Annotated in this window: 23 protein-coding genes; 6 read left to right on the top strand and 17 right to left on the bottom strand. The window is 41.4% G+C overall.

All coding sequences use genetic code 11. The annotated features are described in order from the left end of the window. Positions 1-17: 17 nt before the first annotated feature. The 4 genes from AC1XUO_RS21995 to AC1XUO_RS21980 form a co-directional block, all read right to left on the bottom strand. Positions 18-3899: a PAS domain S-box protein gene (locus AC1XUO_RS21995; RefSeq protein WP_483331939.1), complete on the bottom strand. Its 3882-nt coding sequence runs from the start codon at positions 3897-3899 to the stop codon at positions 18-20. 331 nt (positions 3900-4230) lie between these two features. Then, on the bottom strand, positions 4231-4557 hold the full coding sequence (locus AC1XUO_RS21990; RefSeq protein ID WP_483331937.1) for a hypothetical protein: 327 nt from the start codon (positions 4555-4557) through the stop codon (positions 4231-4233). Positions 4558-4569: 12 nt separating this feature from the next. Beyond that, positions 4570-5118, bottom strand: a complete 549-nt coding sequence (locus AC1XUO_RS21985; protein ID WP_483331936.1) for an RNA polymerase sigma factor — start codon at positions 5116-5118, stop codon at positions 4570-4572. Positions 5119-5394: 276 nt separating this feature from the next. Continuing rightward, the gene (locus tag AC1XUO_RS21980; protein WP_483331935.1) at positions 5395-6579 is read right to left on the bottom strand and encodes a putative sensor domain DACNV-containing protein; all 1185 of its coding nucleotides are present in this window, start codon (positions 6577-6579) and stop codon (positions 5395-5397) included. A gap of 186 nt (positions 6580-6765) precedes the next feature. Here AC1XUO_RS21980 and AC1XUO_RS21975 point away from each other — a divergent pair, with 186 nt between their 5' ends. Together AC1XUO_RS21975 and AC1XUO_RS21970 are read left to right on the top strand one after the other, a co-directional pair. Next, positions 6766-7242, top strand: coding sequence for an Lrp/AsnC family transcriptional regulator (locus tag AC1XUO_RS21975; RefSeq protein WP_483331934.1), 477 nt, complete (start codon positions 6766-6768; stop codon positions 7240-7242). 5 nt (positions 7243-7247) lie between these two features. Next, positions 7248-8204: an EamA family transporter gene (locus AC1XUO_RS21970; protein WP_483331933.1), complete on the top strand. Its 957-nt coding sequence runs from the start codon at positions 7248-7250 to the stop codon at positions 8202-8204. A 49-nt stretch (positions 8205-8253) separates the two neighbouring features. On the opposite strand, the gene AC1XUO_RS21965 is transcribed toward AC1XUO_RS21970, so the two are convergent. Together AC1XUO_RS21965 and AC1XUO_RS21960 are read right to left on the bottom strand one after the other, a co-directional pair. Then, the gene (locus AC1XUO_RS21965) at positions 8254-8904 is read right to left on the bottom strand and encodes a bifunctional 4-hydroxy-2-oxoglutarate aldolase/2-dehydro-3-deoxy-phosphogluconate aldolase (RefSeq protein WP_483331931.1); all 651 of its coding nucleotides are present in this window, start codon (positions 8902-8904) and stop codon (positions 8254-8256) included. A gap of 101 nt (positions 8905-9005) precedes the next feature. Then, complete coding sequence (locus AC1XUO_RS21960; protein WP_483331930.1) at positions 9006-9983, bottom strand: hypothetical protein; 978 nt, start codon at positions 9981-9983, stop codon at positions 9006-9008. A 184-nt stretch (positions 9984-10167) separates the two neighbouring features. On the opposite strand from AC1XUO_RS21960, the gene AC1XUO_RS21955 reads away from it, so the two are divergent. Together AC1XUO_RS21955 and AC1XUO_RS21950 are read left to right on the top strand one after the other, a co-directional pair. After that, a complete protein-coding gene (locus AC1XUO_RS21955) occupies positions 10168-11337 on the top strand; it encodes a cysteine desulfurase family protein (protein WP_483331929.1) in 1170 nt (389 codons plus the stop codon). Next, the gene (locus AC1XUO_RS21950) at positions 11338-12561 is read left to right on the top strand and encodes an XdhC family protein (protein WP_483331928.1); all 1224 of its coding nucleotides are present in this window, start codon (positions 11338-11340) and stop codon (positions 12559-12561) included. 109 nt (positions 12562-12670) lie between these two features. On the opposite strand, the gene AC1XUO_RS21945 is transcribed toward AC1XUO_RS21950, so the two are convergent. Continuing rightward, positions 12671-12853, bottom strand: coding sequence for a hypothetical protein (locus AC1XUO_RS21945; RefSeq protein ID WP_483331927.1), 183 nt, complete (start codon positions 12851-12853; stop codon positions 12671-12673). A gap of 128 nt (positions 12854-12981) precedes the next feature. Here AC1XUO_RS21945 and AC1XUO_RS21940 point away from each other — a divergent pair, with 128 nt between their 5' ends. Beyond that, entirely contained in the window at positions 12982-13344 is a 363-nt protein-coding gene (locus AC1XUO_RS21940) for a hypothetical protein (RefSeq protein WP_483331926.1), read from the top strand. 16 nt (positions 13345-13360) lie between these two features. Here AC1XUO_RS21940 and AC1XUO_RS21935 read toward each other — a convergent pair whose 3' ends face one another. The 5 genes from AC1XUO_RS21935 to AC1XUO_RS21915 all read right to left on the bottom strand — a co-directional run bounded on the left by AC1XUO_RS21935 (position 13361) and on the right by AC1XUO_RS21915 (position 19042). Beyond that, positions 13361-13963: a nucleotidyltransferase family protein gene (locus AC1XUO_RS21935; protein ID WP_483331925.1), complete on the bottom strand. Its 603-nt coding sequence runs from the start codon at positions 13961-13963 to the stop codon at positions 13361-13363. A gap of 165 nt (positions 13964-14128) precedes the next feature. Further along, on the bottom strand, positions 14129-16273 hold the full coding sequence (locus AC1XUO_RS21930) for a xanthine dehydrogenase family protein molybdopterin-binding subunit (RefSeq protein ID WP_483331924.1): 2145 nt from the start codon (positions 16271-16273) through the stop codon (positions 14129-14131). A 2-nt stretch (positions 16274-16275) separates the two neighbouring features. Then, positions 16276-16737 (bottom strand): (2Fe-2S)-binding protein, encoded by a 462-nt coding sequence (locus tag AC1XUO_RS21925; RefSeq protein WP_483331923.1) that lies wholly within the window; start codon positions 16735-16737, stop codon positions 16276-16278. 171 nt (positions 16738-16908) lie between these two features. Continuing rightward, complete coding sequence (locus AC1XUO_RS21920; RefSeq protein ID WP_483331922.1) at positions 16909-18069, bottom strand: DUF3095 domain-containing protein; 1161 nt, start codon at positions 18067-18069, stop codon at positions 16909-16911. Between the two features lie 112 nt (positions 18070-18181). Continuing rightward, positions 18182-19042 carry an AraC family transcriptional regulator gene (locus AC1XUO_RS21915; protein ID WP_483331921.1) on the bottom strand — a complete coding sequence of 287 codons (861 nt, stop codon included), beginning with the start codon at positions 19040-19042 and terminating at the stop codon, positions 18182-18184. Between the two features lie 102 nt (positions 19043-19144). Here AC1XUO_RS21915 and AC1XUO_RS21910 point away from each other — a divergent pair, with 102 nt between their 5' ends. Continuing rightward, positions 19145-20086: an NADP-dependent oxidoreductase gene (locus AC1XUO_RS21910; protein ID WP_483331920.1), complete on the top strand. Its 942-nt coding sequence runs from the start codon at positions 19145-19147 to the stop codon at positions 20084-20086. A gap of 81 nt (positions 20087-20167) precedes the next feature. Here the strand turns inward: AC1XUO_RS21910 and AC1XUO_RS21905 are convergent, their stop codons facing one another. The 5 genes from AC1XUO_RS21905 to AC1XUO_RS21885 form a co-directional block, all read right to left on the bottom strand. Further along, positions 20168-20902 carry a thioredoxin-like domain-containing protein gene (locus AC1XUO_RS21905; RefSeq protein ID WP_483331919.1) on the bottom strand — a complete coding sequence of 245 codons (735 nt, stop codon included), beginning with the start codon at positions 20900-20902 and terminating at the stop codon, positions 20168-20170. A 189-nt stretch (positions 20903-21091) separates the two neighbouring features. Continuing rightward, entirely contained in the window at positions 21092-21844 is a 753-nt protein-coding gene (locus tag AC1XUO_RS21900; protein WP_483331918.1) for an SDR family oxidoreductase, read from the bottom strand. Positions 21845-21912: 68 nt separating this feature from the next. Then, the gene (locus tag AC1XUO_RS21895; protein ID WP_483331917.1) at positions 21913-22479 is read right to left on the bottom strand and encodes a TetR/AcrR family transcriptional regulator; all 567 of its coding nucleotides are present in this window, start codon (positions 22477-22479) and stop codon (positions 21913-21915) included. A 203-nt stretch (positions 22480-22682) separates the two neighbouring features. Next, positions 22683-23714 (bottom strand): aldo/keto reductase, encoded by a 1032-nt coding sequence (locus AC1XUO_RS21890; protein ID WP_483331916.1) that lies wholly within the window; start codon positions 23712-23714, stop codon positions 22683-22685. Positions 23715-23936: 222 nt separating this feature from the next. Then, positions 23937-24518, bottom strand: coding sequence for a GNAT family N-acetyltransferase (locus tag AC1XUO_RS21885; RefSeq protein WP_483331915.1), 582 nt, complete (start codon positions 24516-24518; stop codon positions 23937-23939). Between the last annotated feature and the right edge of the window lie 38 nt (positions 24519-24556).

Here is a 24556-nt window from a genome sequence, read left to right as displayed (position 1 = left end):
TCCCTTGGTCCAATACTTTAAATTTGCTTGACAAGCCATTTATCCAAAGTCGCCTGAAGCGTTTCTTTCAAAACCGGCTTTGTCAGATAATCATCCATCCCGGCTTCCACACAACGCTCACGCTCTCCTTTAAGCGTCCCGGCGGTCAGCGCAATGATCGGGGTTCGCTTTTCATTAGTTTCGTACTTCCTTATTTCTACCGACGCCTCATAACCATTCATCTCCGGCATTTGTACATCCATTAAAACAAGATCCGGCTGCTCCTTCATGAACATCGACACCGCTTCTTTTCCATTTAACGCCTCTATAACCCTGACTTCCGATATAATCTTTGTCAAAAATGTTTTAACCAGGATCATATTGATCTTGTTATCTTCCGCAACCAGAATCGTAATTTCTCCACGATCCAATTCCGGAATTTCAGTAATTTTTGCTTTTACTACCGGAAGCAACTCCGGCTTTTCACTATTATCCAATTTTTGAAGGGCGTTAAAAAGTTTCTGAATTTTAATTGGCTTTACGAGCTGGTATGTGATGTCAAGCTCCTTGCTTACAGCACTAATATGCTCATCGTCAGTCGACCCATACATTAAAATGATATGCTGACTTCGGATAGCCGGGTCATGGCTTGATCTTATCTGCCTGATAACTGCGATCCCGTCCATATCCGACAAATGGCAATCTATAAGCACGACATCAAATTTATGTCCTGAGTTCAGTTTGACAATCGCTTCTGCACCACTGCTGGCAATTTGTGATTCAATTTGGCGATTTGCCAGCATATCTCTAAGAATGACACCATTTGTCTTATTGTCGTCAACAATAAGAACGTTATTTACCGATTCAATATTTGACCAGTCGAGCAATGCGCTTTGATAAGATTTAAAAGTAACTTCAAAAAAGAATTTACTCCCCTCTCCCAGCTTACTCTCCAACTGCAACTGACTATCCATTAGTGCCAAAAGCTTGTTCGAGATGGGCAAACCGAGACCTGTACCGCCAAACCTTTTCGTTGTCGAAGCGTCTTCCTGTGCAAAAGCCTCAAATATTTTGAGCAGGTTTTTCTCATTAATTCCGATCCCGGTATCGCGCACGGAAAAACAAAAAGTTGTATTTCCATGTTCCTTCTCATCGACTACTTCAACTTTCAGCTCAATTTCTCCACCTTCTGTAAATTTGACAGCGTTGCCCAGCAGGTTAATCAAAATTTGCCGCAAACGCACAGGATCTACCCAGACAAAACGAGGAACGTCAGATGAAATATTTAGTAACACTTCCAGGTTTTTTTGATGTGCCTGATATGTTACCATGTCCGTTACCTGTCCACAAATTTCAAGCAAATCCGTCCTTTCAATGGATAATTCCAATTTCCCAGCTTCAATTTTTGAAAAATCCAGAATATCATTGATGATATCCAAAAGCGAATTCGCCGATTGAAAAACCATCGAAAGATATTGATGTTGAGTTTCATCAAGATCCGTTTTCATCAGAAGATCTGTAAAACCAATGACACCATTTAACGGCGTTCTGATTTCGTGACTCATATTGGTCAGGAATTCGGACTTGGATTTACTAGCTGTCTCTGCTTGTTGGCGAGCATTTAAAATCTCCTGCTCCGCTAGTTTGCGATCAGTAATATCCTGCAAATAACCGTGCCATAACAGGCTATCATCCAATTGTTCCGGTACAGCTTCCCCATTTAGCCAATGAACCTCACCGGCGTTGTCAATAACACGATAATCCAAGCTCCATTTTTCAAGCGTGTCACGTGAATGCGCGATAGAATTGCTAAATAATTCAACATCGTCCGGATGCACACCATGAAAAAGATCTGTTCTATCCTGCACAGTCAACCCATTTGCCAGATGGTATGAAGTTAAAGACTCTTTCGATACGTAAGGAAAGGTCATCAAACCATCCGGAAAAACCTGAAATTGAAATAACGTCCCCGGAATCTGCGCCGACAATTTGCGAAGCAATATGATATTTTTTTGACTTAATTTCTCTGCCTTTTTCAATTCATCAATGTGTTGGATAATACCCATCACACGACTTGTTCTACCGTTTTCAAAATCTGCTTTTGCAATGATCCGTATCCAGATCTCTTCCTGATTTGTTATGGTTATCGTTGCATCAATGTGGACCGGCGTTCCGTTTACGACACAGTCCTGAAACGCTGCAAGGACCTTGGTCCTTATCGATTCATCTTTATAAAAACTAAACCAGTTATCAATCGTCGGCACGAAATCCTGCCCAACCTGAAAAATCTCTTTAGTCAGCGCAGACCAGGTAACCAGATTTTTTTCCACTTCATATTCCCAGGCTCCTATTTTTGCGACCTTACTCGTTTGTTCCAATAACTCCTTCGTACGGCTTAATTCCTCGTGAGCCTCTTTGAAAACGGTAATATCGCTCATGACGGCAATAAAGTTTGTACACTTTCCGTGGTCATCAATGACAGGGTTCAGGTTTAAATCGATCCAGTACTTGATTCCTGATTTACTGTAGTTTAGTATCGACTCGTGCACCGGCAGTTTTTCTCGAATTGCTCTACTCATTCTTGCCCTTGTCTCTTTATCAGTTTCCGGCCCCTGAACCAGCTCCGAAGGTTTTTTCCCTACAACTTCTGCCAACTTGTATTCTGAACGGTTTTCAAATGCCTCATTGACCCAGGTAATAATCCCGTTGGCGTCTGAAATTATTATCATTTCAGTAGTTTTGGAAGCCACCAGGGCCAACTCCCTCAGCTTTTCTTCGTCAATTTTCCTTTGGGTAATATCATGGCTTGTTAAAACAATCTCACCATTCCTGGGATCAAGGTTAGCTCTGGTATTACTCCAAAACCAACTCCCGTCTTTATGTCGAATCCGATGCTCTACCTGCGGTACGGAATTCCCTTGTTCAACGGTAGCTCTCAAAGCAGCAAAGCAACGCTCAATATCATCCGAATGCACAAAGTCTGTAAAACTGCGACCGATCGTTTCACAAACTTCATGACCATATAATTTTGTCCAGCTCGGAGAGGCATAAGTGAATATTCCCTCAGGATTGATTATAAAGAGAACATCAGTCATATTGGAGACCAGGGCCGAGAAATCCCTTTCCATTTTGACTTTTCCTGTCACGTCAAAACCGACACTCAGTATCTCGCTGACATTTCCCTGTTCGTCAAGAATACCTGTAAACTCCCACTCGCTAGCCTGGATTTTACCATCTTTGGTATATTTGTGAAGTATAATCTTGTGCGGTTCGCCGGGATTTTCAAAGCACAATCGACCAACATCAAAACATTTTTGACGATCTTCTGCTACAATTGTCGCTACCGAACTGGTACCAAGTATTTCTTCTTGGGTCACTCCAAAGGCTTTGCAAAAGTATTCGTTTACATAGGTATAGTTTCCCTCCCAGTTTATCCGGGTGATATATATGGATTGATTATTCAGTACCAGTTGATGAAAACGCGTCTCCTCACGAATTTCAAGATCCTTGTCATAATCGTTGGTAACGACATTCACTGCACAGACAAAACGGATCGGCTCAGCCTGTTCATTACAAATGCAGATGAAATGACAACGCATCCAAACCGTAAACTGATTTTTGTGTACGAATCGGATGACTTTTTTAAATACTGCTCCCGGGGTATCGCAAAACAACAAAGCTATTTCTGTCAGATTCTCAATATCCGATTGATAAACAATGTTTTGTAAACTATTCTTGAAAAGTGGGAGATCTTGTGCTGTATAACCCAGGCTGCTCCATAGCTTCGGATTAGCCCATTGATTATCCGGATTTTCTAAATCCCAATACCAGAATCCATCCAGACCAAATTGCTGAATAAAATCAAAGATATCTTCGCGTCTGCTAATTAAACTGTAAAATTCCTTCTTTAAGTAGTCCATCGTTGAGCTTACCTTTCCTGATTAGATTCTGGCAATCCTTTATTTCCAAACATTACTATTTTCTCAAAACCGGCGCAACATTACTTTTGGGACATCTCAAAATTCGTCATAATATTTCGAAAATTGCACAATTATCAATATAGTTTCAAATAATATTCGACTGAAAAATCGAATTAGTTTGATAATTATACGAAAGGCAAAAGATGACGAAAATGCAAAAAGGTAATCCTGTATAGGGATTACCTTTCATTAACGATCAATTATTTTTGAGTTCAATACAAATAAACTGACGTGTAATTTATTTAACAAATTCCCGGCGCCCTATCTGCTGCTATTCTTTATCTCCCCATTGCGCGCAGCGCTTTTTCCACTCTTCCTTAAACTTTTCCCTTTCTTCGGCGCTTTTCTGCCACTTTTCCCGAAAGTTCATACCCGGACCGTCGTGACGCTTGGCAAAACCAAAACCACCAAAAAGAATTTTACAAAGCACTAATAATCCGGCAGCCTGCCAAAATGTGATGTAATTTACACCGAGCAATTCAGGCAGGATTGCGTTCCACAGGAGCATCACAATACCACTCACAAGACAAATGATAAGTGGAACAATCAGCAAAAATTTGGCCTTGTTTTTTCGGAAATCCTTGGGACCGTTGTACATTTTTCTATTTCTTTAATTAAAAAATTCATCATATAATCGTTTCATCCGCTTACGCAGATGCTTCACAGCATACCCTTTCCGCGATATAATCGTTTTCAAATTTTCATTTGTGCGGTTTGCTATATCCTGCAAAGTAAGGTCTTCCAGTTCATTCCACACAAATACCTGACGCTGATTTTCCGGCAATTCTTCCAAAGCCAGAAACAACTCCTTCCAAAAAGCCTCTCTTATAAATTCAGTTTCAGGCGTATAATTGTCTGCAAGAAGAATTTCACCCATATTAAAACCGTCATCGTCGTCTTCGTAGTTAAAGTCTTCGATTAGCTCGGGTGTCTTTTTTCGATATTTATCAATGATTTTATTTCTTGCAACCTGATGTAGCCAGCCACTCATCTGATCAATTTCATCAATGTTGATCACATTGCTTAGCTGAAACCATACATCCTGCAAAATATCCTCAGCATCTTCTTCCGAACGCACCTTATTGCGGATAAAACCAAAGAGACGTTTCCCGTATTCTTTGATCGTATCCCCAATTGTATTTCCGGTGTCTGTTGTCATTCCCTGGCTAAGCATTTCCCAATTTTTTCAGGAAGACGGATGATTTTCTAGATTACTTTAAAATTCTTTAAATATTTTGAGAAAAATATCCTTCGAAGGAAAAACGTGCAGCCAACACGGAAGCAGCTATACGAAAGACTGAATGAACCGAGATCACGCACTTTAATATAAGTCCAAAACTATCAAAAAGAAATAATAATTTTCGAGCCACCGTCGGACGGTTTTTTCACCGTCCGACGGGTAAAAAACCGGGTTACAAAAAACTATCGAAAAGTATCAAAACAGCAAAGTATCAACCCGGTGCGACTGAACAATATTATCACATGGCGACCAAGAAAAAATCGTAAAACGTCCATCTTGTGAAGCAACCAATGACAGACTATCTCTCTGATCATAAACAAATTGCGCAGCAGACAAATGCCGCGTTCCACCATTTTGAACCGGGTGAACGACAGACGCTACATTTCCGACAATAGGTTCTGTGACCATAATTTTATCAACCCGGGACGAAAACGCTGAGCGACCGATTTTCACACCAAAAGCAAGTAATTCGAAGCGGTCATTGATGATGGTAGCACCATCGACAGCAGTTAAACCGGCGATGTGATTTACTGCACTGGTAATTTTATTCAACCAAACCGGTTGTTCCGATTCCGTTTCATGTTTTTTATAAAGATCAGCAAGTTCCGTAAAAGTCGGCGTAACAGAATAAGATATCGGATGAATGATCGAGTCGCGCCAGGTTTCTTTCCCGGACGGAACAACGAGCAAAGTTCCGCCACGTTTATGGTCGCGCATCGAAACGGCCAGCTGCACCATTACATTCAGCGAATCATTCCAGAGCGACGATGAATTAAATCCGATCAGCGAAGTAACCAGATTCGGACAATCCGGAATCTTTCCGCTTATATCATCCACAATTTTTATCTGGTCGCCTTTAAGAACGGCCACATTCACAAACTTTCCAAAACCATCAATCCGGCGGTGTTTGATCACCAGCATGCCCGGCTCGATCACTTCCAGTACAAAACATAAATTGGGGATAATACGTGTAGTTCCCCAGATATAAAGCTCGCCATTTTCAATCCAGATACCTAAATGTATACCTGAACGCTCAACTGCTGGCGCAAGTTTGGTCAGGATAGCAGGCGAAAAATTAAGTCGTTGTTCAAAAATCAAAGGTTGCCCCGAACTTTCAGGAGGAAGAAAAGCCAGCGAAACAGAAGGAGAGTGCCCTTCTTCCCTGCGCAGACTTGCCCAGAAAGTGGTATCAATAATGGCCTCAATTACTTCTGCGCTTGGCCTGGGCGCAAAATCATCTATACTGTGTTGTTTTGCAGATTCATGATGGTAAAGAAAATGCTCCTCAACCGTCTTTGCCACCGACTGTGCAGCCTGATATGTGGTCGATGCAGAGACTTTTGTATTCATTTTTACTTCTTCATTGAAAATACCAGCCATGAGATTGATGGGCAACTTGTAATTAAAATCATTAGGAAACTACAATAGAAACGATGGTTACCCCAAGAAAATTCCAGAGTTCAAATAATTAAAAGATACAAAAGAAAGCGCCTATAATCGAACTTAATAAATATTTATCCAATATTTTTTGAATATAATTCTGAATTTTAATAGTTTTACAGAACAATGAACGGATCAGACATCATATTAGACAAAGTGGATTTAAGCATTCTTCGGCTGATGCAGGAAAATGCGCGCATCTCCAATGCCGATTTGGCACGTGAGCTGGAAATGGCTCCCTCGGCAGTTTTGGAGCGGGTGAAAAAATTGGAGCAAAAAAGTGTAATCCTGCAATACACAACCAGGCTGAATCCAGTCGCTTTGCAGCAAAAATTGCTGGCTTTTATTTCTATGAAAGCAGCAGATGGGCTTGGAAGCAATAATGCGGCGGTGGAATTAGCAAAAATTCCGGAAGTGCAGGAGGTTCACCATATCGCCGGAGAGGATTGTTATCTGATAAAAGTGCGGACGGCAGATTCTTCAACGCTGATGGATCTTATGCGAAATTCATTCAGTAAAATCCCTAATATCTTGTCTACCAGAACAACCATCGTGTTGGAGACTGTGAAAGAGCAACAACAATTGGTAATACCTGAAAAATAATAACCATGGAATCTAACCAAAACAAAAGTGCCTCGACCGCCATGGTGGTACTGGCTTTCGCAACGGTTTATATCGTTTGGGGATCCACTTATTTTTTTATTCAGAAAGCCCTTCACGGATTCCCTCCGTTTATAATTGGTGTTCTCAGATTTATTGCCGCAGGTTTGCTGATGATGGGCTGGTGCGTAATCAAAGGTGAAAAAATATTCGATTTCCCTAGTATCAAGACGGCGGCAGTCACTGGTTTGCTTTTGCTTTTCGTTGGAAATGGTGTCGTGTTCTGGGTTGAACAAACGCTTCCAAGCGCGATGGTCGCGATCATGATCTCCTCCTCTCCTATCTGGTTTATCTTGCTGGATAAACCAAAATGGAAGGAAAATCTGAAAAACAGATCGACGATCATAGGGCTATTGATTGGCTTTGCAGGAGTCATACTGTTGTTCAGTGAACATCTCATTGCCGCTTTCTCGTCTATTCAAAACGGTTCCGAGTTGATCGGATTATCCATGCTCGTCGTCGGAACAATTTCCTGGGCAGGCGGTTCGCTGTATTCGAAATACAATACAACTGGCGGTTCATCGATGGTGAATACCTCCTGGCAAATGCTGATTGCCGGTGTTGCGTTCATTCCTGGCAGCCTGATTCAGGGAGAGTTTGCGTTAATTGACTGGTATAATATACCTACCAGCGCCTGGTTTTCGATCGTTTACCTGATATTTTTTGGATCAATTGCGGCATACAGCGCATACGTGTGGTTGCTTAAAGTTCAGCCTTCCACAAAAGTGAGTACCTATGCTTATGTAAATCCCGTGATTGCGGTTTTACTTGGAATATTTTTTGCCAAGGAAACAATATCCTCCATCCAGGTCATCGGTCTCGTAGTAATTTTAGGGAGCGTCGTTTTGATAAATCTTGATAAATACAGAAAAGAATCGAAGGCTTTAAGAACTGCCGAAGCGTGACAAAATCTATCTAAAATTGCATAAATAAAACTGCTGGAAATCGAATAACTCAGGCCTGTGTAAAAACTTTAAGTTTTTCTACAAACTTTTCAAAGTAGGCTTTCAATGCGGGCCAATCTTTTTCCTGTATCATCTTCTTATCAAAAAGCTGGCTACCAATCCCCAGCCCGTCGGCTCCTGCTTTCAAAAACTGATCCATATTTTCAAGATTAATACCACCCGTCGGAAGCACTTTTAAGTGATTTAATGGTGCTTTCAGATCTTTGATATAGTCAGGACCGAGCGAAGTTGCCGGATATATCTTAACCATCGTGGCACCGTACGTCCAGGCACTATATAACTCCGTAGGTGTAAAACCACCCGGAAAAACGGGCACTCCTGCTTTCACGCAACGTTTGATTATCTTTTTACTGATCACCGGCGTTACAATAAACTGTGCGCCAGCATCAAGCGCATTGTTCAAATCTTCTTTCGTGCAAACTGTCCCTGCACCAATGTTCAGGCCCTCACTTTCATTTTCCAACGCATACCTGATCATCTCCTCCGCACCGGGCGTATTCATTGTTATTTCAATCGTAGTTAACCCAGCCTCGCGGTATATCGGCAATATCTGTTTTAAATCTTCCAGCGAAAGGTTTCTGATGATACCAACGATTGGTGCTTTTTTAAATAATTCCTGCGAAAATGAAATTTGACTCATATACTTCTTTTATAATTTAAACTAATAATGCCGACACCATGAGGCTATTCTGCCTTTACAACTTTCCGTCTTCAATTTGGATAAAAAACCATACAATCTGCTTATTTTTTCTTATTTTCAAAAAATTCATAATTAATCCGCCATCTGATCTCTTTCCCCGGTTCTACGTTTAACTTGATATAAGGCTCCGGGCAAGCGGTTGATGAACAAGCCCAATATACAAGTTTTTCAATCGGCTGATCACTTGTAATTCTGACGCCGGCTCCCGTTTTTATATTTTCGATTTTTATATCGTAATCTCTTGGTGACTGGGTTAGTCCCTGTATTCCTGCCGAAAAGACATTCTCTTTTTTTTCCAGGGGCCGGGTATAAAGCAACGATTTGTTATGAACATTCACAATGGTACCAAATCCTTTGCCCTCAGCAGCCGCGTCAAATGAGAATGTTGTTTTAATTCCGGGCCCGGTTGGTTCGTTATCGATCATGAAAAAATTATGGTTGTAAACACTGGTAGAAATCGCTTTTTTACCAACATTTTTAAGAATGTGCTCTAACACGAGTTCAGGTTTTCCCTTCGTCAGCCTGACCGTTTTAAGGTATATGTAAGCGTAACCTGCCTTATCTGCCAGTTCCTGCTTAAATTCGACCACATCATTTTTCCTTTTCACTGTCCATCTGCCGTTATCAACAATTTCATAATTCCGTGCAAATGAATAAGGTTCTTCGTCCGCCTTTTTCAAAATCCCGACACCTATTTTTACAAACTCTGATCCTGGTTGTGCTTCTTTATAGTCAAGCGGTGTAAATTCCTCTACCGGGCCACTGATCGCGTCGTGGAGTTTTGGATCATAGTTATCAAACCATTTTCCGAAATAAGTATGTCCTTTATATTCGAGGCTTGGAATCACGCCGCCCCAGTCAAATCGTGTTCCCTGATAATAGCCATTGGTTACGTCTGGCAAATATAATTTAGCCTTAATGATACCGTTGGTTATCTTGGCTTCCGGGAATTCAGCGACTTTGAAAACGGCACTGCATAAGCTGATCACCAAACCCAGGAATATAAATTTCTTTTTCATTATTTTGTATTTTCTTAGTTTACTGATAAAAGTAAACAAAATATTGTCACCCGGAAAAGGGTGTCGCATCACCAACCGAAGAACGCGTTCAACCATCTATTTTTAATTGTTTTTAGGATTACTTAAAATTCAGGAATGAAGTTTTTGATTGATTCGTTACTACTAGCAGTTAAAGTTTTAAATTTTGAAAAGACCCGTATACCTGGATAATAGCGCGACGACGCCTATGGATCCAAAAGTTCTGGAAGCTATGCTCCCCTACTTTCTGGAAAATTTCGGTAATGCGTCCAGCCGTTCGCATGTATACGGCTGGGCTGCGGAAGAGGCTGTTGACATCGCACGCGAACAGGTTGCAGATCTTATCGGGGCCCATCCAACCGAAATTGTTTTCACTTCCGGTGCTACTGAGGCTATAAATCTGGCAATCAAAGGGACTTTTGAAAGTCATGCCGGCAAAGGAAACCATATCATTACCTGCGTTACGGAACATCGCGCAGTCCTTGATTCCTGCGAATGGATTGGAAGAAATGGTGGCCAGGTCACGTATCTTCCCGTCGATGAAACCGGGTTGATCAATCTGCAAAACCTCGAAAATGCCATCACAGATAAAACAATTCTTATTTCGGTTTTATATGCTAATAATGAAACGGGCGTCGTTCAACCCATCGAGAAAATCAGCGCAATAGCCAAAAAACATGGTGTTCTTTTTTTTACCGATGCGACTCAGGCCGTAGGAAAAATACCGGTAAACGTTGAAAATGAAGGCGTTGACCTACTTTCTGTGACCGGCCATAAATTATACGGCCCCAAAGGTGTAGGTGCTCTATATGTGCGCAGGAAAAATCCGAAAGTCATCATTTTTCCACAGATTCATGGCGGTGGTCATGAGAAAAATATGCGGAGTGGAACACTGAATGTTCCTGGTATTGTGGGTTTCGGAAAGGCCTGCGCCTTATGCATGGCAAATCTTAATAAAGAAAATTTAACACAACTGCGGGATCAGTTGGAAGAAAAATTGTTGACAATAACGGGGAGCAGAATTAATGGGACCGCAGAAAATCGGTTGCCACATATCACCAATATCTCTTTTGAAGGTATAAACGGGGATAATTTGCTTTTGGAAATAGGTAAGGAAATTGCCTTATCCAGAGGTTCCGCTTGTTCATCTGTCACTTCAAAACCTAGTCATGTCTTAATGGCGATGAATGTTCCCGGCGAGCTTGCACTAAGTTCTTTCCGATTCAGTCTTGGAAGATTCACGACACTTTCGGAAATTGAATACAGTTGTAGGGTTTTTGCAGAAATTGTCGAAAAACACCGAAATAATTTTAAGCTTTCTGCTGTCAGTATATAAATGAAAGAAATTGCAGATATCATAAAGGCCTATCATCAGGCACTTGGAGAGGGAAAAAGAATGGCGCTGGCGACGGTTGTTCATGTGGAGGGTTCGTCGTATCGGAGGCCGGGAGCACGGATGCTGGTTACCGAAGACGGACAGCTGACCGGCGCAATCAGTGGTGGCTGTCTTGAAGGAGACGCCTTACGAAAAGCACTACTAGCCATTTCCCAGCAAAGTAATAAGCTCGTGACTTATGATACGATGGATGATGATGATGCAAAGTTTGGCGTTCAGTTAGGCTGTAATGGCATTGTTCATATTTTATTTGAACCTATTGATTCGGAAAAAGAAAATAACCCGATTGCGTTGTTGGTCAAAGCGACAAGAGAAAGAATTAACTCGGTTTTGGTTACATTATTTTCCATGACCGACCGGATAAATCAACCAGGAACAGGAATACTGTTGGTTGATGACCAATCTGCAATATTCTCAGCGGATGAATTTGCAAAGTATGTCGACACATTTCTTAACGATGCCGAAACCGTATTTGTAAACCAAGAATCCGTTTTTAACACTTATTCTTTCGATGAGCAAAAGCTTACCGCCTTTATTGAATTCCTGAAACCTCCCGTATCGCTGGTGATTGTCGGAGCTGGAAATGACGCAATTCCGTTAGCAGGTATGGCTTCGCTTTTAGGCTGGGCTATTACAGTGGCCGACGGTCGGGCAAATCAGGCGACGGCGGAACGTTTTCCTATGGCCGACAGAATTCTGGTTTCAAAATCTGCCGATTTAGTTTCCCAAATCGAGTGTGATTCGCAAACAGTTTTCGTTTTGATGACACATAATTACAACTACGATCTGGCTGTTTTGAGGGAATTTGTTTTAACGGAAGATCCTGTCTATATGGGTAGCCTCGGACCGAAAAAGAAATTGGAGAAAATGTTTCTGGAACTAGGTGAGGACGGCATTACGCTTACGGAAGAGCAAAAATCAAGGATTTATGGCCCGGTTGGTCTGGATATCGGGGCTGAGACTTCGGAAGAAATTGCATTATCAGTTCTTGCAGAAATTAAAGCAGTTTTGAATAAAAAAATGGGAACTTCACTTCGCAACAAGAAAGATGTAATTCATAGTCGGCCAGAAAAAGATACAATTCTTTCCATACGATCGACTGGCAACCGGAAAGTTGTGGCAGATGATGAAGGTACTAATGTTTGTGGAATCGGACCAATGTAAAATAAAAAGTACCCGACACCGAACAAATCGAAATGCGGGTACTTTTCAATAATGCCTTTTAAGGTAGTGAGAATAGGTAGAAAGCGAAATGGGCTTTGACCAGGGATCGTTAGCTAAGCCTTACACTATACAAAGGTTTAAGAATCCGGCGACGTTTTCCCGGTTTATTAGAAGTCGTTGCGTCTGCCATTTTCACTTGCGGCATAAATGGGTTCGTGCTATCCTGAAATTGTTCAAACCCGTCGTTTCCGTTAAAGTTATTTATCTGAATATGTTCTGCTGATGATTTCATGATTTTTAGTTTTTGATGATATGTTTCCGTAAATAATAAAACCGTGCCTAAATTGACCCCGGTTACAAATTCCAATTCAGCAATTATTTCATTGGTAATATCTCCCCAACTTTTATCCCAGATATCAAATGTCTATAGACTATTCCCAGTATACCCGGCTGATTCCGTCCGAGAAAACATTGGATATAATACTAAAGAATACGCATTTTAAGGATGACCTATTGGACGAAATGAAAAAGGTCACGGTTAAGATAGATTTTAATCACGAAGCACCAGTTATTTCATTTGCGTTTCAGGAACCGTTTTATGACTTTCAGGAAATTCTCCGAAAGGGCGATTATTCAGGAGATCGCGGAATGTGGCTAAAAAGCGACAATCTTGTTATTAAATTAATGTTGGCAGATTCTGTTTTTGGAGACAAAATTACATCAAGATCTTTTACTTTGAATGTTGGGGAAAGCGAAAAACTTAAATCAGTATTGCAGGAGTAATAATGATTGGTTTTAATTACATCAAGTCTTTTTGAGCCAGCAACTTTTTATAATCTTCGGCAGTATCCATATCAACTTTTCCCAAAGGAAAATTGACGGTCGCCAGGCGATCTGTACTTTTTTGAATGATTTTTCTTGCCCCAATATCTCCCTTCAGTTCCATCAACTCCGAAAAAATACTTCCGTCGAATAATACCGGAGTTCCTGCGATTTCTGAATAGGCGCTGGCAATAATACTCTTTCCAGACAAATCTTTCTCCTTTATCAAACTTTCGAGCAAATCACTGGTAACAAAAGGCTGATCGCATACCATAAAAATAGCAGATTCTAAATCAGGCAAATCGCTCTTTAAAACAGCCAGGCCGCACCGGATCGAAGAAGCCATACCCTCCTCCCATTCTTCATTAAATACTATTTTGGCACCACAACTTTTGATATCGGTTAGAATTCGCGTACTATCCGCACCGAGGATCACGTAAATTTTATCAGATACCTTATTTGCCGTTTGTATTATATGTAAAAGCAAACTTTTGCCTTTAAATGGCAATAATTGTTTTGGCTGGCCTAATCTCGAAGATCGCCCGGCAGCAAGAATAATAATGGCTGTTTCTGTGTGCATATACCGACAAGTTTAACGGGTTTGACGATCATTTGAGTTATGCATAATTGTATAAATATCAAGCCACAGCGCGTAACCGTAAGCTCCCGGCAGCCACCAAAAAACAAAAGGTTTCAGGTGATGAAAACTACACCGACCTGAAACCTGACTTTAAACGTTTTATGACTAAGAAATATTTTTGAACGCTTCTTCTTCGATAAACGGTTGATTACGTAATCTCTTCTTCGTTGCTTTGTAAAAGGCGTTTGCCGCGGCAGCACCGGCTGGTGGCAACGCTGGCTCACCCAGTCCTGTTGGCGAAATGCCATTGTCTACAAAATGTACATCAACTTCCGGAATTTCACTCATCCGGATCAACCGGAATCCGTTGAAATTACTCTGGTCTGGCGCACCGTCTTTAAATGTCATATTTCCATACATTGCGTGGCCAACACCATCCACAACGCCGCCCCGCACTTGCTGCAAAGAGCCGCTTTTATTGATGACGATACCACAATCAACGGCTGCAATCACATTTTTAAGAACCGGTTTTCCTTTTTCAACAACAACTTCTCCCACCTGGGCAACATAGGAACGATGAGAAAAATAAACACTAAAACCCTGATGGACACCTTTTTTCTTACCCCAGTTGCTTTTCTCAGCCGCCAGTTTTGTTACAGCGATCATCCGGTCAATATCATATTTCACTTCGCCAGCAGGAGATTTTTTCGCTTTTTCAAACAATTCCAAACGGAACTGAATCGGATCTTTCCCGGCGGCTTCTGCTACCTCATCAAGAAAGGATTGTTCAGCATACGCCAGGAAATTGGTAATAGGCGCACGCCATGGACCTGTGGTAATAGGGGATTTATGTTCTACCGAATCAATTAATAAATTATCAACAGCACCTGATGGAAAATTGTCTTCCCGTGTCGGATTCCCTGAATTCATTCCGACGCCACGAAGTTTATAACCGATCATCTGGCCGGATTTATCCAACGCAGCCTCAAACCGGTAACGCACTGCCGGACGATAGGTCCCGCCGGTCATATCATCCTCGCGTGTCCAGACAACTTTTACCGGTGCCTTCACCAGCTTGGAAACGTGCGTTGCTTCGATTGCATAATCAGCAGATAACCTGCGGCCAAACCCACCACCTTGCCTGGTAATCTCCACTGTAACTTTTTCTGGCGGAAACCCTGTTATTTTAGCAGCTTCATTGCGGGCACGATCCGGCGTTTGCGTTGGTCCGACGAGCTCAACGCCGTCTTCCCGAACATGCGCAAAAAAGTTCATAGGCTCCAAAGGGCTATGCGGCAGAAACGGGCACTGATATTCAGCTGTTATTATCTTCGCAGCATTTTTAAACGCTTCCTCAACATTCCCGTTTTTCCGTCGAACAGTTGCTTCACCATTTTCGAGCAGCTGTTTGAAAATTCGGTTATGGTCGGCTGAACTTTCCAGATCAAATTCTTTTTCGTAATCTATTTTCAAAACCTCACGGGCCTTTTTCACTTGCCAGGTAGATTTCCCAACAACGGCAACACTGTTTCCAAAAGTTACCACATCCACAATACCAGGCATTTTTTTTGCAGCTTCTGAATCAACGGATTTCAGTTTCAGGCCAAAAGCCTTCGGACGCTGGATTAACGCAAACAGCATGCCTTCCCGGTAAAAATCCAGACCAAAAAGTGGCTTTCCGGTAATGATATCGTTATTATCAACGTTACGGACACTTTGCCCGATCAGCGTAAAACTCTTCTCGTCTTTTAATTTTACTTCTTTCGGAATAGCAATTTTCGATGCCTCGTCTGCGAGCTCCCCGTAGGTTAAAGATTTACCGGAAGTTTTATGCAACACCTTCCCTTTTTCCGTAGTAATTTCAGACACCGGAACATTCCAGCGTTTTGATGCAGCTTCAACCAAAAGATACCTAGCAGTTGCTCCCGCCTTGCGCAAACGCTCCCAGGAATGGGGTACTGCTCCACTTCCGCCCGTTACCTGACGTTCGTATTTGCTGGTATCCAGATTTGCCTGAACCGTTTTAACAAGCGTCCAGTCGGCATCCAGCTCCTCAGCCACGATCATTGGAAAAGCAGTTTTTATGCCTTGCCCGATTTCAGGATTCGGTGAAAATATCGTTATTATATTGTCTGTACCAATGGTAAGAAAACTGTTAAAATTAACAGCTCCGGCAACTAGCGACTCCTGATTTACAATGCTTGGTAGTGCTGCTGCATTCGACCAGTTAAAACCTAAAAATAAACCTCCACCGGTTGCAGCAGCTATTTTCAGGAAGTTTCTCCTTGATGATTGTTCTACACTCTGCATGATTATTTAGTTTTGGACGCTGCCGATTTCACTGCTTCTTTTATACGGTGGTATGTTCCACAACGGCAAAGATTACCGCTCATCGTTTCGACAATCTGTACGTCGGTCGGTTTAGGATTCTTTTTCAAAAATGCCGCGGCAGTCATGATCTGACCGGCCTGGCAATATCCGCATTGCGCTACGTCCACTTCTTCCCAGGCTTTCTGTACCGGATGGTCACCTTTTTCAGATAGTCCCTCGATGGTCGTTACCTTTGATTTGCCTACTGCTGAAACCGGCAAGGCGCAAGAACGGACAGCCTCTCCGTCTACATGCACAGTGCACGCGCCACACTGAGCGATTCCACAACCATACTTGGTGCCTACAAGGCCAAGATGATCGCGCAATACCCACAAAAGCGGAGTATCTCCGTCGACATCTGCCTCATAGCTGCGGTTATTGATTTGTAATTTTAATAACGCCATGGTGAATTGTGTTTGTTATAATTATCAAAGCAGTTTTTAGCAAAAACTAATCAAAAATCAGAAGCTTTTTTGAAGACTCAATATAAATGAGGAGAACAAAAAATTTTAATCTAAGATACACAAAAAACAGACGTAACAGCGAGTGCAGTCAACTGAAAACCATATCGTTATTCAGTTATATCTGGTTTTTAATTTCAAAACTCCAGCAGCTTTTGTATATCCACCCTCAGCTCCGTCCACAAAATGAATATGCGCTCTATCGGCATCCGGAACGTAACACGACATGACAGATTCTTTGCTTACAAATAAACCATACTTAATTTCACCTGCATTTTCCAGTTCATTGAGCTCCTTTTCCAATTTGGTCCGTTGACCAGCGGTACCTGAAATAACCGTATTTATTCTTCCGTCAATCACCAGCGTATCAGAAAAATCTACGATGCTGTTTAAATAGCTTTTCCCCTCTTTGGTTCGGAAATAATACCAGCCAAACCAGGTCATGAAGGTATTATACAGACTGTAAATAAAGCGGTTATGACCAAATTTGACTTTGATTTCCAGATCCATCCGAGACATCGTTCCTTTCAGTTTCAGCCTTCCAATAGAGATCGGCTGGCGTTTTTGTGGAGTTCCGTAAATCTGGTCCAGGAGTTTTACAACTTTACTAAATGCAATTCCCTGTTCCTTTTCGTTCATCGCGACGACCAGTAAACTGATTACTTCGTCATAGTTTTCGGGCGGCGCAATTCTGTCCCACCGGCACTGCATTCCTTCCAGATCAAGGTTTTCGTCCTCTGATTTTATATTGGAAATGCGATGATCTTCACCTTTGATCAATTTTTCTGCAAACATCAACCCATTGCCCAAAACGATCGGAATAGTGAAAGTTGCCGCACTTTTGAATTTGCTTAATTTCAGTTCATAACCTTGCTTATAAACTTCATTGACAGGAACATACCCAACTCGGAGGTCAATTTCAAAGTTGCTGAAAGTATTTTCTTTGTGTATTAATAACGACTGAATAACCGCATTCAAAATGGACGAAGGAATAATGCAGGTCGCGCCGTCACCGCCGAAGAAAAAGGGTATGTTCAGGTGATTTTTATAGGCAATATTAAGGACAGCTACAATGCATCCCGTAGCAATCAGATTGACGGTCTGATGCAAACCATTCTGTACCGCAAGCGTAGAATTTTTTACATCTGTAACCACAATAAACCAATCTTCGGGTACGCGGCAGAACAAATGATCAGCCACTAATAAATCGCTCAGCGGTCTATCATTGATGGGCAAGCCAGCGTAAAATTGATCGTTTGTAGTGACTATTGACATGTGTCCTGTATCCTGATTATTGCACCAATTTACAAGGTTTAAGTGATGTGCTACCAATTTTAAGAAGTAAAGATCAATAAGTTATTTCTACATGGTTTTCCGGAATTAATGATTATTCCAGAACCAATTGATTTTTTCTAAACTCAGTAGGGCTCATTCCTCTATACTTTTTGAATAATTTATTCAAGTGACTTTCGTCAGTAAAACTCATTTCTGCTGCAATTTCGCCGATTCTCATTTCGCTGTGCAAAAGACGATTTTCGACCATTTTCAGTTTATAATTGATCACATACTGCTGCAACGTTTCTCCCGTTTGCTTTTTAAAATACTTGCCGAGATAGTGTTCAGAAACTCCAAAATGTTTGCTGATTAGTTCCGTCCTGATTTTTTCAGGTTCAAAGATATGCTGATGAATATAATGCAGGATATTAACTGCTCTTTCTTCTGTTCCCTCGTTAACCTGTTCCGGCAAAATTTTTGCAATGTTTCTGGCAACTACAATAATCACTGTGTTGACCAGCTGTTCGATCAGCTCCCGGTTGTACAAATCTCTGTTGACATATTCCCTGAGAATGCTTTCAACCATCGGTTTGACGAGAGCCTTGTCACCCGGCTGGCGGAGAATACAACCTGGCTGATGGTTGGCATTTTGAAGAATAAATTCAAGTTTTTGGACACGCGCGGTTCTTGACGCTCGGTCTGTACCGGCATAGCTGGATTTGATATAATCTTCATTAAACCGTATAAAACAAAACTTGGTTGTGGTGAGCACATGGAAAGAATGGCAATCTTCCGGTGTTATCAGAAACATGTGCCCGGCATGATAATTAAATGTACTTTTATTGATACACTGTTTTCCGGTACCGGAAATGATGTATACCAGTTCGAAAAAATTATGGCTGTGGCCATCGTTCGGACTTTGGTCAAGTTCTTGAAAAAGAATCTCAAACGGCTGATATATGTTTTCTTTCATAACATCTGCAATTTACTGAATAATGGCAAATTTATACCTTAATATACTCAATATTGCAGTATAATTTTGCATCAAGAATAATAATAAAATATCGAAATTCTTATGAAAGCATTGGTTTTAGAAACCCCGGGAAGCGTAGAAAATCTGGTTTTATCGAACATAGATATGCCAAAAATTAGCGAAAATGAAGTTCTGGTTCAGGTAAAGGCTATCAGTATCAATCCCGTCGACGTTAAAACACGCCAGGGAAAAGGAATGTATGGCCGTTTGAAAGAGATTAGTCCTCTGATCCTGGGCTGGGATATTTCTGGGGTCGTTGTTGAAACGGGTTCTGCGGTAACCGAATTTTTAGTTGGCGACGAAGTTTTTGGTATGGTCAATTTTCCGGGACATGGTCAGGCCTACGCGGAATATATTGCAGCACCAGCTTCACAACTGTCTGTCAAACCGGCAGATGTTTCACACGAGGAAGCTGCTGCAGCAACGCTGGCTGCGCTAACAGCATTTCAGGCGCTAACGACTCACGCAAATGTTAGGCCTGGGCAAAAAGTTTTAATTCATTCTGCTGCGGGCGGTGTTGGTCATTTTGCTGTCCAAATGGCTAAACATCTGGGCGCCTATGTCATCGGGACGTCTTCTGCGGCAAACAAAGATTTCGTTCTCTCACTTGGCGCCGATGAGCATATAGATTACCAAACTCAAAAGTTTGAAGATGTTGTAAAAGACGCTGATTTTGTGCTGGATACGATTGGTGGTGATAATATGGACCGGTCATTGGAAACGATCAAACCTGGTGGGATACTGATCACAATTCCTTCCGGTATGGCTGAGTCTATCTCTGAAAAAGCGCAGGCGAGGGGCATCAATGGCTTTTTCTTTCTGGTTAGCTCTAATGGAGATGATATGAAGTCGGTTGCAGACCTGCTGTCCAAAGGCATTGTCAAAGCGCATGTTTCTCAAACTTTTCCCTTTGAGGAAATGGGCCAGGCCCACTTGCAGGTTGAGTCAGGAAAAACTAAAGGCAAGGTGGTTGTTACCCTGTAAATGAACATTAATTCAGGATGTGTGGTAATATCACGTCCTGAATTTTTTAAAATTTACAACTTTTCTACGCGTTGCAAAAGATCAGCGTAAAGACAGCTCGCTGATCTTATCAAATTCTGTATGCGGTGCCATTGCTCTTACGATTCCCTTTTTGTCGACAAGCACAAAAAATGGGGTTTCGGTCACTTTATAGCGGTGGTTGAAACCGTACGAATTTGGAACAGGAATAAATCCGCAATTGCGTTTAGGAATAAATTTCCGGCATTCTTCATCCGTGTTTATCGTAGTTCCAAGAGACACGATTTCTATGCCTTTATCTTCATTCTCTTGTATGAAATTCGAGATAATCTTGGTGCTTTCCCAGGTATACATCGGTTTTTCATACTTCACCCAAAATCCCAAAAGAATATATTTGCCCCGAAGTTTTTCCGAGTCGTAAGTTTTTCCGTCTAGTCCGGTCATAACGAATGGCGGAAGCGGCTGGCCAATTTCAGGCATTCCATCTTCGTCAACCGTCAGCGTAATGCCCGTTTCAATTTCAGATTTTGTTTTAGGAATTAAGGCAAAAGAGGAAGCTTTTCCGTATTTATCAAAAACCGGCTGCGTCCGGTATCTGCCTGGATTTTTTTTTAGCAATTCATCGTAGGCATTGTAGCTGATACGTTTACCTGTCGCTTGATTAACAATCACAGTTTCATCATTCATGACAAACTGCTGGTTCATTTTTCCTTTACTCCGCAATACCTGAGCCAGCGAAATCTGCCAACCTCCACCAACTAAAATGAACAGAAGCAACCCGATAAATCTTAAATGCATAAACCATTATTTTTTGATATATAACTGAATTGTCTGCTTCAATATTTCACAAGGCATAAGTTTTTAGTTCCTTAGATCCGTAGTAGCTACAAACGAGAGGCTTGGTAAAAAAACAAGCCTCTCGTTTGTATTGAGTTATGATGAAAAACACCTATTAGATTTCAAACTGATAAATTAAATACCTTATTTCTACCAAGGAATAACATCATCCAAATAGAAAAAGCCGCCTGTTGGGCCATCAGAAGGAATGGTTGCCAAACGTACGCTGCTGTCTGCCCCATCTTCCACTGAAACCGGCGCAGAAGATCCTCCCAATGCTGTCTGCACCCAACCCGGATGAATAGAGTTGACTTTTATAGCAGTTTCTCTCAGCTCGTATGCAAGATGGACGGTGAAAGCGTTTAATGCAGTTTTTGAAGTATTATAGGCAAACATTTGAATTGCATAAATTTGCGAAGTCGGATCCGAGTGAAGGCTTAAAGAACCTAATGTACTGGAAACGTTGACGATACGACCCGCTTCCGATTTTCGGATCAGCGGCAAAAGTCGCTGCGTACTGAAAACCTGAGCGAAAAAGTTTGCTTCCATAGTGTTGCGAAGCGTCTCTTCTGAAACTTCCGTAGTGGGATTAACAGTCGACAAAGATGCGACGGGATCACCTTCCAAAGTCACTCCCGCGTTATTAACGAGTATATCCAGCTTTCCAAATTTAGCTTCGAAGTAGTGATATGCCTTGGTATGATCTGCCTTGTCTGTTACATCGAAAACAATTGAATCCGCTTCTATTCCTTCGGCTTTTAATTTCTCAACTGCTTCCTTTCCGGAAGCTTCGTTTCGTGAACCTATGACGGGAAAAATACCTAGTTTTCCCAATTTCTTTGCTGTTTCGAATCCAATTCCACGATTGGCTCCGGTGATGAATGCTACTTTTTGTGTTGACATGATTTTTATAGTTTATATTAAATTAAATAATTTACTTACTAATAAGTAAGTAATATGAGCAAATTTTTTTATGGCTTTAAATCTACCACTATTTGTTTCACTACTTCGTCATAATGCTCATTACCAATGAGGCGCGCGTGCTGCAAGCCGCCTGCCAATGCAGAAACGATTACCGCGGCTTTGTTAATTGCTTCACCTTTAAAATAAAAAACGCCCTCTTCCCTGCCCCTTTTAAGAAGTTCAACAAACCAGCCCTTAACCAGGACAAGATATTCAGTTGCGACGGCCTGCATAGATTCCGGCAATTCCCGATAGTCAGATGCGCTTGCTCCAATCAGGCAAATTTTGTTGTTGCTTTCTAAATGGGTCCTATAACTTTTTAAGAATGTGTCCAATTGTTCCCAGGGTCCAAGGCTCGAAATACTGGCGATGATCTTTTCAAAAGAGACAACCGCACTTTTCAGAACATCCAGTCCTAAACTTTCCTTACTTGGAAAATGATAATGCACCGCAGCATTCTTGATTCCCAGTTGGGAAGAAATCTGCTGATAACTTAAAGAGGGATACCCAATAGATTCGATCAGATCTGTTCCCAGTTCCACGATTTTCTCTTTGGTATCTGTTCTTGCTTTCATTTTGTGTTTCTCATTGACGAATCAAAATTACTTACTTATAAGTAAGTAAACAAACTTTTAAAAGAATATCTTTTGCAAAATTATTAACTTTGAAGAAAAAAAATATTATAAAACAGCCTTTCTTGCCACGTGCACACAAATTTTCACGAAAACTTATCAAAAAATATTAGTAAAAATTTGAGCATTCGTGGCAAAAAAATAGCTCAATAAAATTTCGGAATCGGATTTAGCGTTGTGTTGCCGCGTTGGTGCCAATAAGGATAAATTGGTGGTACTTCGCTCGCATCATCCAGTTTTTTGATCTGCTCGGGCGTCAGATTCCAGCCAACAGAACCTAGATTTTGCCGAAGTTGCTCTTCATTTCTGGCTCCGATGACGATATTGACAACCGTTGGGCGCTGTAACAGCCAGTTCAAAGAGACCTGCGCTACGGATTTGCCTGTTTCTTCGGCTACTTCTTCCAGCGCATCAACAATGTTATATAACAGTTCAAAATTCGTTTCCGGTCCGTGTGACCCACCCTGACTTAAACGGCTGCTTTCCGGCTTCGGCTGATGTCTTTTAAATTTCCCGCTTAACAAACCCGCGGAAAGCGGACTCCACACAATTGTTCCCACTTTTTGATCCAGTCCCAAAGGCATCAGCTCCCATTCAAATTCTCTGTTTAATAAGGAATAATAAGCCTGATGTCCAACATATTTCGCCCAGCCATATCGTTCAGAAACCGACAATGATTTCATTAAATGCCATCCCGAAAAATTGGAACAGGCGATATAACGAACTTTTCCACTGGTAACCAGATCATCCAGAGCCCGAAGTGTTTCTTCGACCGGAGTGTTCCCGTCGAAACCATGCATATGATAAATATCAATATGATCAGTATTCAAACGCCGCAGGCTTTCTTCGCAGGCATGGATCAAATGAAAACGTGACGAACCATAATCATTAGGTCCGTCGCCGGTAGGAAATGTCGCTTTGGTAGAAATTAAAACCTGATTACGTAATCCGCCTAACGCCTTGCCAAGGATCTCCTCAGCCAGACCTTTGGAATATCCGTCGGCCGTATCAAACAGATTTACCCCTTCTTCAAGACAAATATTAATAAGCCCTTTTGCCTCTTCCAACTGGGTTTCTCCCCATGCCTTGAAAAACTCGGTTCCACCACCAAAAGTGGCAGTACCAAAACTTAAAACTGGAACCTTTATGCCAGAGGCACCTAGTTGTCTGTATTCCATAAATATCTAAATTTTGTAATTGAAATTATAAATCTACCTGCTGGTATAATGAGGCAGAATCTTAAAGAATCTCTTTTTTCAACAGAAAATTGAAGAAGATAATTTCTGTTCATAACAAGATAAAAAATTTAATTCCTGTAAGGAACAAAGTAATCCTATTTGAGTTGCTACACCTTTTAATTATTCCCGGGCCTAGCTTCAATGTTAGAAAGGTTGACAGACTCACCAGGCGTGTTCGCGTCGCAGCAGGAATAAAGGATAACCAAAATCCAGTTGATTGTAAATCTCAAATCCTGCTTTCAGATACCATGCCAAATTCTTCTCTGTGGAGGTTTCCAGATAAATAGGTCGGTTCATTTGATTGGCATCCCCGATGATTTCTGTCAGAAGTTTCTGTCCAAAACCTTGATTCTGATTTTCAGGCGCAACGCCGATAAACCATAAATAATAAATCTCCGGCGCTGGATAATTTTGATATATTAACTTTTCCCTAGCGAGAATTTTTGAAATATTACTAATCCCGGCAGACTTCATGATCAGTTTTAAATCGAGGAAGACGGATTTAAAATTTGTTCTTTTACGATCAGGAAATGAGATCAACGCGCAAGCTTTTTTATCGTTGGACAGGTAAATCTTGCCAACAGATTGACAAAAATGGAAGGAATACTCCATCAACGCTTCTATTCTTTTTTGTTTAAAATCATCCTGTTTGATGATGTAGTTGACGCTCCTGTTTTCCAAAAAAGCACTAGTCAAAATCTTTACCACCAAATCCTTATCTGCTGCGGTTGCTTTGATCATCATCCTAAAAATCATTGACTGGAAATACTTCAAAAGGCAAT

This window comes from Dyadobacter sp. HNCC25DJ186 (genome assembly GCF_056895235.1).
This window is presented reverse-complemented; position numbering and strand designations above follow the sequence as displayed.